Below are 7142 nucleotides of genomic sequence, written 5' to 3'. Positions count from 1 at the left end.
ACGAGAACGCCGCGGCCCTCGGCGGCGCGGCGGGGCACGCGGGGCTGTTCGGCACCGTCGACGGCGTGCTCGACGCGGCGGTGGCGCTGCTGCGCGGCGAGGGACTGCCGGCGCCGCTGCTGGCCGAGGTCTGGCGGCGGCAGACGCCGACCCGCACCCTGGGGTGGGAGGCGCGGCACCCCGGCTGGTTCGGCGGCGACGCCTGCCACCCGGACACGATCGGGCATACCGGCTTCACCGGCACCGCGCTCTGGCTCGACCCCGCCCGCGGCGTCGCCTGGACCCTGCTCACCAACCGCGTCCATCCGACCCGCCACCGCGACAGCGGCATCTTCGCGCTGCGCCGGACGGTCGGCGACATCGTGGGCGGCCTGCTGGACGGCGCCCCCCTGGATGCGACATGCGCCGGCTGATCGCCGCCCTGCTGGCCTGCGCCGCCTGGGCTGCGCCGACCGTCGCGCCGGCCGCCGCGCAAACGGGTCCACAGGCGCTGGCGGACGCCTATCCCGATGCCGTCGCCCGCGTCGATGCCAAGACGCTGTACTGGCGCGACGGCACGCATTTGCCGCTCGGCAGCCCGGCGCCGCGCGATTTCGCCACCATGCTGCGCGACGCGAGCCTGTACGATCAGCTGCGCCTGCCCTACCCCGCCGGCGCGCCGCTGGCGCCCCCGGCGATCGACGACGATCCCGGCCGGTTCCGCGACAGCGCGTTCTTCGACCGTCTCTACGGCGACTGCCGGCGCGGCGAGGTGGCGCCGCACCTCGTCCCCGTCGTCTGGCTGCCGCGCACCTGGGGCCGGACCGTCCGCTTCACCGCCATCGCCGGCGCCGCCCGCGCGCTGGCGACGGTGTCGCGCGCCCTCGACGCCCTGCCGACCGCGGAGACGCGCATGCTCTACCCGCCCGCCGGCACCTATGTCTGCCGCGCCGTGGCCGACACGGGACGGCGCAGCATGCATGGCTGGGGGGCGGCGATCGACATCAACACCCGCTTCGCCGACAGCTGGTACTGGCACCCCGACCAGCGGGACACTCCCGTCTGGCACAACGTCATCCCGGCCGACATCGTGTCGATCTTCGAGGCGCACGGCTTCGTCTGGGGCGGACGCTGGTACCATTACGACACCATGCATTTCGAATACCGGCCGGAGCTGTTCGCGCACCCCGCCACGGATTGATCATACGACATTCCTCGAAGTGTCGTTGACAGGCGGGCACCGGCGTGCGACCGTCCGGCCATGAAACCGCCGCCGCCCCTCGACGCCGATGACGCGGTCGCCGCCCTCTCGGCGCTCGCGCATCCGCACCGGCTCGCCGCCTACCGGCTGCTGGTGCAGGCGGGCCCGGACGGGCTGTCGGCGGGGGTGATCGCGACGCGGCTCGACCTGCCGCCGTCGTCGCTCACGTTTCATCTGCAACAGCTTTGCGCCGCCGGCCTCGCCGGCCGCCGCCGCGCCAGCCGCATGATCTTCTACGCCGCCGACTACGCGGCGATGGGCGCCCTCGTCGGCTACCTGACCGAGAATTGCTGCGGCACCGCCGCGACCTGCGTCCCCGCCTGCGACCCGGCCGCCGCGGCGCCGCGTGCCTCCGGAAGGAAATCGGCATGAAACGCCTGCATGTCCATCTCAGCGTCGCGGATCTGCCCGCCTCGGTGCGCTTCTATGCCGCCCTGTTCGGCGCGCCGCCGACCGTCGCGCATTCCGATTACGCCAAGTGGATGCTCGACGACCCGCGCGTGAACTTCGCCATCAGCAGCTGCGGCGCCGCCCCCGGCCTCGATCACCTCGGCATCCAGGTGGAGACGCCGGACGAACTCGCCGACGCCTATGGCCGGCTGCGCGCCGCCGATGGCCCGGTGCTGGAGGAAGGGCGACCACCTGCTGCTATGCACGGTCGGAAAAGGCCTGGATCACCGATCCGCAGGGCGTGGCGTGGGAGACGTTCCTGACCAGCGGCCACAGCACCGTCTATGGCGACAGCGTCGATCTCGGTCCGATCCGCACCCGCGCGGCCGGCATCGCCCCGCCGCCGGCGAAGCAGGCGGGCGCCTGCTGCGGCGCGGATGCCGGCACGCCGGGCGCGTCGTGACCGGCGTCACCATCTGGCACAATCCCGCCTGCGGCACGTCGCGCAACACGCTCGCGCTGATCCGCAACGCGGGCATCGAGCCGGTGATCGTCGAATACCTCGTCAACCCGCCGGACCGTGCCGCGCTGCGCGCCGCGATCGACCGCATGGGTGTTCCGGTGCGCGACGTGATGCGGCGTAAGGGCACGCCCTATGATGCGCTCGGCCTCGATGACCCGGCGATCGGCGACGACGCGCTGATCGACGCGATGCTCGCGCATCCGATCCTCATCAACCGGCCGATCGTCACCACCCCGCTCGGCACCCGTCTGTGCCGCCCGTCGGAGACGGTGCTCGACATCCTCCCCGCCCCGCCGCGCGGCGCCTTCGTCATGGAAGACGGAACGCCGGGCATCGCCGCGGACGGACGCCGCGTCACCTGACGGGACGGGCCCGCCGCCGTTCCGAACCACCGCCCCGCGTCACCGACCCGCCCCTATCCATCCAGGCCCGCTCCACGCACGCGCCCGCGCCGCGCGGGCCGGCCGCACGCGCCCGCCGAACGGAAACACGATGCTCGCCGCCGCCATCTTCGCCGTCACCCTGATCTTCGTCATCTGGCAGCCGCGCGGCCTCGGCATCGGCTGGAGCGCCCTCGGCGGCGCCGCGATCGCGCTGGCGCTGGGCGTGATCCACGGGGCCGACGTGCCGGTCGTCTGGCACATCGTCTGGGACGCGACGTTCACCTTCGTCGCCCTCATCGTCATCTCGCTGCTGCTGGACGAGGCCGGGTTCTTCCACTGGGCGGCATTGCATGTCGCGCGCTGGGGCGGCGGGCGGGGCCGCGTGCTGTTTCCGCTGATCGTTTTCCTCGGCGCCGCGATCGCGGCGGTGTTCGCCAATGACGGCGCGGCGCTGCTGCTGACGCCGATCGTGGTGGCGATCCTCGTGCGGCTCGACTTCCCGCCGGCGGCGGCCATGGCCTTCATCGTCGCGACCGGCTTCGTCGCTGATACCACCAGCCTGCCGCTGGTGATCTCCAACCTCGTCAACATCGTCAGCGCCAACTTCTTCCGCGTGACCTTCGACCGCTACGCCGCGGTGATGGTGCCGGTCGACCTGGTGTCGCTCGCCGCGACGCTCGCGGTGCTGTGGCTCTACTACGGGCGCCACGTGCCGGCCGCCTATGCGGTGGCGGAGCTGGAGGCGCCGGCCTCGGCGGTACGCGATCCGCTGGTGTTCCGCGCGGCCTTTCCGCTGCTGGCCCTGCTGCTGGTCGCGTATTTCGTCACCGCGCCGCTCGGCGTGCCGGTCTCCGTCGTCACCGGCAGCGGCGCACTGCTGCTGATCGCGCTCGCCGCGCGCCCGTTCGGCCGCCGCGCAACCGGCGGGGGCGCGATCATCCCGGTCGGCCGCGTCCTGCGCGGCGCGCCGTGGCAGATCGTGCTGTTCAGCCTCGGCATGTATCTCGTCGTCTACGGGCTGCGGAACGCGGGGCTGACGGACTATCTCGCCCGGCTGCTGGTCGTCCTCGGCGGCCACGGCGTCTGGGCCGCCGCGATCGGGACCGGCTTTGGCGCGGCGTTCCTGTCATCGGTCATGAACAACATGCCGGGCGTGCTGATCGGCGCGCTCGGGATACAACAGGCGCATGGCGTGGCGCCGCTGGCGCACGAGGCGATGGTCTATGCCAACGTCATCGGCTGCGACCTCGGGCCGAAATTCACTCCGATCGGCAGCCTCGCGACCTTGCTCTGGCTGCACGTGCTCGGCACCAAGGGGCGCACCATCACCTGGGGCCAGTACATGGCCGTCGGCCTGACCATCACGCCGCCGGTGCTGCTGGTCACGCTGGCCGCGCTGGCGCTCTGGCTGTCCGTGCTCGGTCCCGGCTGAGCTCGGGCCGCTGACCGAACGACGAGGAGACCGATGCACGACATGCCCGCCCTCCGGCCCGACCTGCTCCGCCTGCCGGACCCGTCCGACCTCGATCCGCCCCGGCGCGCGACGCATCCGCCGCGCATCCTGCTGCTGTACGGCTCGCTGCGCGAACGCTCCTACAGCCGGCTGCTGACCCTGGAGGCCGAGCGCATCCTGCGCCTGCTCGGCGCGGAGACGCGGGTGTTCGACCCGCACGGCCTGCCGGTCGCCGACAGCGTGGACGCGACGCATCCCAAGGTCGCGGAGCTGCGGGCGCTCAGCGCATGGTCGGAGGGGCAGGTCTGGTGCAGCCCGGAACGCCACGGCGCCGTCACCGGCGTGTTCAAGAATCAGATCGACTGGATACCGCTCGCCATCGGCTCGGTGCGGCCGACGCAGGGCCGCACGCTGGCGGTGATGCAGGTCTGCGGCGGCTCGCAGAGCTTCAACGCGGTGAACACGCTGCGCCTGCTCGGCCGCTGGATGCGCATGTTCACCATCCCCAACCAGTCGAGCGTCCCCAAGGCCTATGAGCAGTTCGACGAGGCGGGGCGGATGCTGCCCGGGCCGCTCTATGACCGCGTGGTAGACGTGATGGAGGAGCTGGTGCGCTTCACCTGGCTGCTGCGCGACCACGCCGACCGGCTGGTCGACCGCTACAGCGAACGCAAGGCGACGTTCGAACTCCCCGCCGCCCTCTGACCGGCGGCCGCTTACCCGGCCGGGACGCCGCTGGTCGTCGAATACTCGAAATGCAGTGCCTCGCCGGGGAACACCAGCGGGTGGATCGCATGCGCCGCGACCGCCGCCTCACTGAAACCCTGCAGGATCAGCTTCAGCTTGCCCGGATAGGTGGCGATGTCGCCGATCGCGAACACGCCCGGCAGGCTGGTCGCCGCCGTCGCCGGATCGACGCGCAGATGATGCCGGTCGAGCGCCGCGCCCCAGGACGCGATCGGACCCAGATCCATCGACAGGCCGTAGAACGGCAGCAGCACGTCCGCCGGCAGCAGCCGCGTCGCGCCGTCGAGCGTCGCCACCTCCACCGCCGACAACTGCCCGTCGGCGCCGTGCAGGGCGTGAAGCTGATAGGGGATCACCATCTCGATCCGTCCGGCGGCGGCCGCGGCATCGAGCTTCGCGGCACTCTCGGGCGCGGCGCGGAACTTGGCCCGGCGATGCACCACCGCGACCTGCGCGATGTCCGCCAGCGCCAGCGCCCAGTCCACGGCCGAATCGCCGCCGCCCGCGATCACCACCCGCTTGCCGCGCAGATCCTCGCGCCGCCGCACGTAGTACTGCACGCCGCCCCGCGCCTCGTAGGCCGCGAGCCCGTCGAGCGGCGGCCGGTTGGGGCCGAACGCGCCCGCCCCGGCGGCAACGATCACCGCGCGCGCCCGCACCGTCCGCCCGGCATCGGTGCCGAGCGTGAAGTCGCCCGGCCCGCCCTCCAGCCGCTCCACCCGCTGACCCAGCAGGCGCGGCGCCGCGAACGGCGCGATCTGGCGCTCCAGCGCGTCCACCAGCCCCGCCGCCTCGATCGCCGGATGGGCCGGGATGTCATAGATCGGCTTTTCCGGATACAGCGCCGTGCACTGTCCGCCGACCGCGTCCAGCGCGTCGATCAGCACGCTGCGCATGCGCAGCATCCCGCACTCGAACACGGCGAACAGGCCCACCGGGCCGGCGCCGATAATGGCCACGTCGGTCTCGATCGCATCCATGCGCGCGATCTAGCCGTAGTCCGGCCAGATGCCAACGTCACGTCGCCCCCTGCTGTCGCTTCTGCTGCTGCTCGCGGTCGCCGCCTGCGACACGCCGCTGCCGATCACCAGCTTCGCCGGCACCGCGCCGGTGCTGCGGCCGGAGCAGTGGTTCGCCGGCACCACCCGGTCATGGGGCGTGTTCGAGGACAGCGACGGCGCGCCGGTGACCGGCCGCTTCACGACGGACGCGACCGGCACGGTCCAGCCCGACGGCTCGCTGATGCTGGCGCAGACGATCCACCTCGCCGACGGCACGACGCAGCGGCGCACCTGGCATCTGACGCGGCTCGACGCCCACCGCTATGCCGCGACCGCCGGCCCGGTGGTCGGCACCGCCGACGGCGAGGCCTATGGCCGGGCGTTCCACTGGACCTATCGGCTGCGCCTGCCGCCCGGCGACTGGCTGCACACGGTGCGCTTCGAGCACTGGATGTATCTGTCCGACGACGGCACGACGCTGCTCAACCGCTTCACCGTCAGCAAGCTCGGCATCGTCGTCGCCCGCGCGTCGGAGACGTTCGTCCACGTCCCCGGCGGCGCGCCGCCCGCCGCGTCTATGCCGTCAGCAGCGCACTGACGGCGGCGTGGAACTGCGCGGCGCGGAACGGCTTGAGCAGGACCGCGTCGCCCTGCCCGTCGATCGGCGTGCCGCTGACATAGACGGCCCGCAGGTCGGGCGCCCGGCCCCGCGCGCGGGCGACGAAATCCTGCCCCGCCATGCCCGGCAGCGCCTGATCCACGACCGCCACCCGCACCGTGTGCTGATCGAGCAGCGCCAGCGCCGCCTCGCCGCTGGTGGCACTCAGCACGCGGCAGTCGAGGTCGCGGAGCATCTCCTCCATCATCGCGCGGACGTCGGAGTCGTCCTCCACCACCAGCACGGCCGGGGCCGCGGACGCCGCGTGGCCGGCGCTGCCGGCGCACGTCCCCTCGGTGCCCGCCGCGTTACCGCCACTCTCCCGGCCCGACCGCAGTGCCTGCATGGCGGCCAGTATGGCTCATCCGTGGCCATCACGCACGCGTGAAGTGTTTATTCAGCCTCCGTCCGTGACATGCTGTGCGGCGGTTGTGTCACCGCCGCGTGGCAAAGGTGCCGATGCTCGACATACCGACCCTGCTGGTGGTCGCCGCGACGCTGGTCGCCTTCACCGGCGGCCTGCTGATCGTCTCGCGCCAGGTGGCGACCGGTCATATCGACCCGCTCGGCCTCTGGGGCGTGGCGATGGTGCTGGGCGCGGTCGGCATGGGCCTGGCCGTCACCGGGGCGCCGCATTTCTTCAGCGACGGCATCGCGCGCGGCCTGATGCTGCTCGGCGCCTCGATGGGCTGGCTGTCGGCCGCCATGTTCACCCGCCGCCGCCGCCATCCGGTGATCGTCGCCGCC

The 7142-nt window shown here is 72.6% G+C and carries 12 protein-coding genes; 10 read left to right on the top strand and 2 right to left on the bottom strand.

Annotated elements, in window-relative coordinates; genetic code table 11:
- From B8460_RS11915 to arsH, 8 genes are all read left to right on the top strand, one after another.
- A partial coding sequence (locus B8460_RS11915) for a serine hydrolase domain-containing protein (protein ID WP_048861821.1) occupies positions 1-413 on the top strand: 413 nt, incomplete at its 5' end.
- Complete coding sequence (locus B8460_RS11910) at positions 401-1180, top strand: M15 family metallopeptidase (protein WP_048861820.1); 780 nt, start codon at positions 401-403, stop codon at positions 1178-1180. The genes B8460_RS11915 and B8460_RS11910, both read left to right, overlap by 13 nt.
- A gap of 60 nt (positions 1181-1240) precedes the next feature.
- Positions 1241-1612, top strand: coding sequence for an ArsR/SmtB family transcription factor (locus B8460_RS11905; RefSeq protein WP_048861819.1), 372 nt, complete (start codon positions 1241-1243; stop codon positions 1610-1612).
- On the top strand, positions 1609-1953 hold the full coding sequence (locus B8460_RS11900) for a VOC family protein (protein WP_199445628.1): 345 nt from the start codon (positions 1609-1611) through the stop codon (positions 1951-1953). Before B8460_RS11905 ends, B8460_RS11900 begins: the two co-directional genes overlap by 4 nt.
- Positions 1932-2093 (top strand): hypothetical protein, encoded by a 162-nt coding sequence (locus tag B8460_RS23865; protein ID WP_199445627.1) that lies wholly within the window; start codon positions 1932-1934, stop codon positions 2091-2093. Before B8460_RS11900 ends, B8460_RS23865 begins: the two co-directional genes overlap by 22 nt.
- A complete protein-coding gene (gene arsC, locus B8460_RS11895) occupies positions 2090-2515 on the top strand; it encodes an arsenate reductase (glutaredoxin) (RefSeq protein WP_048861818.1) in 426 nt (141 codons plus the stop codon). The genes B8460_RS23865 and arsC overlap by 4 nt, the downstream gene beginning before the upstream one ends.
- Positions 2516-2645: 130 nt before the next feature.
- Positions 2646-3968: an arsenic transporter gene (locus B8460_RS11890; protein ID WP_048861817.1), complete on the top strand. Its 1323-nt coding sequence runs from the start codon at positions 2646-2648 to the stop codon at positions 3966-3968.
- Between the two features lie 33 nt (positions 3969-4001).
- A complete protein-coding gene (arsH, locus tag B8460_RS11885; protein WP_048861816.1) occupies positions 4002-4694 on the top strand; it encodes an arsenical resistance protein ArsH in 693 nt (230 codons plus the stop codon).
- Between the two features lie 11 nt (positions 4695-4705).
- Here the strand turns inward: arsH and B8460_RS11880 are convergent, their stop codons facing one another.
- Entirely contained in the window at positions 4706-5716 is a 1011-nt protein-coding gene (locus B8460_RS11880; RefSeq protein ID WP_048861815.1) for an NAD(P)/FAD-dependent oxidoreductase, read from the bottom strand.
- Between the two features lie 28 nt (positions 5717-5744).
- On the opposite strand from B8460_RS11880, the gene B8460_RS11875 reads away from it, so the two are divergent.
- The gene (locus B8460_RS11875) at positions 5745-6335 is read left to right on the top strand and encodes a DUF3833 family protein (RefSeq protein WP_048861814.1); all 591 of its coding nucleotides are present in this window, start codon (positions 5745-5747) and stop codon (positions 6333-6335) included.
- Here the strand turns inward: B8460_RS11875 and B8460_RS11870 are convergent.
- Positions 6313-6741 (bottom strand): response regulator, encoded by a 429-nt coding sequence (locus tag B8460_RS11870; protein WP_048861813.1) that lies wholly within the window; start codon positions 6739-6741, stop codon positions 6313-6315. The genes B8460_RS11875 and B8460_RS11870 overlap by 23 nt on opposite strands.
- 98 nt (positions 6742-6839) lie before the next feature.
- On the opposite strand from B8460_RS11870, the gene B8460_RS11865 reads away from it, so the two are divergent.
- Positions 6840-7142, top strand: a 303-nt coding sequence (locus B8460_RS11865) for a hypothetical protein (RefSeq protein ID WP_048861812.1), incomplete at its 3' end; no start/stop codon positions are given.

The organism is Acidisphaera rubrifaciens HS-AP3 (assembly GCF_000964365.1).
GTDB classification, from domain to species: Bacteria; Pseudomonadota; Alphaproteobacteria; order Acetobacterales; family Acetobacteraceae; genus Acidisphaera; species Acidisphaera rubrifaciens.
The sequence above is the reverse complement of the archived record's forward strand: the minus strand, read 5'-3'. Positions and strand labels throughout refer to the sequence as shown.

Coding starts and splice junctions, on each gene's coding strand:
- B8460_RS11910 (WP_048861820.1), top strand. CDS start 401: ATGCGCCGGCTGATCGCCGCCCTGCTGGCCTGCGCCGCCTGGGCTGCG.
- B8460_RS11880 (WP_048861815.1), bottom strand. CDS start 5,716: ATGGATGCGATCGAGACCGACGTGGCCATTATCGGCGCCGGCCCGGTG.
- B8460_RS11905 (WP_048861819.1), top strand. CDS start 1,241: ATGAAACCGCCGCCGCCCCTCGACGCCGATGACGCGGTCGCCGCCCTC.
- B8460_RS11870 (WP_048861813.1), bottom strand. CDS start 6,741: ATGCAGGCACTGCGGTCGGGCCGGGAGAGTGGCGGTAACGCGGCGGGC.
- arsH (WP_048861816.1), top strand. CDS start 4,002: ATGCACGACATGCCCGCCCTCCGGCCCGACCTGCTCCGCCTGCCGGAC.
- B8460_RS11900 (WP_199445628.1), top strand. CDS start 1,609: ATGAAACGCCTGCATGTCCATCTCAGCGTCGCGGATCTGCCCGCCTCG.
- B8460_RS11875 (WP_048861814.1), top strand. CDS start 5,745: ATGCCAACGTCACGTCGCCCCCTGCTGTCGCTTCTGCTGCTGCTCGCG.
- B8460_RS11890 (WP_048861817.1), top strand. CDS start 2,646: ATGCTCGCCGCCGCCATCTTCGCCGTCACCCTGATCTTCGTCATCTGG.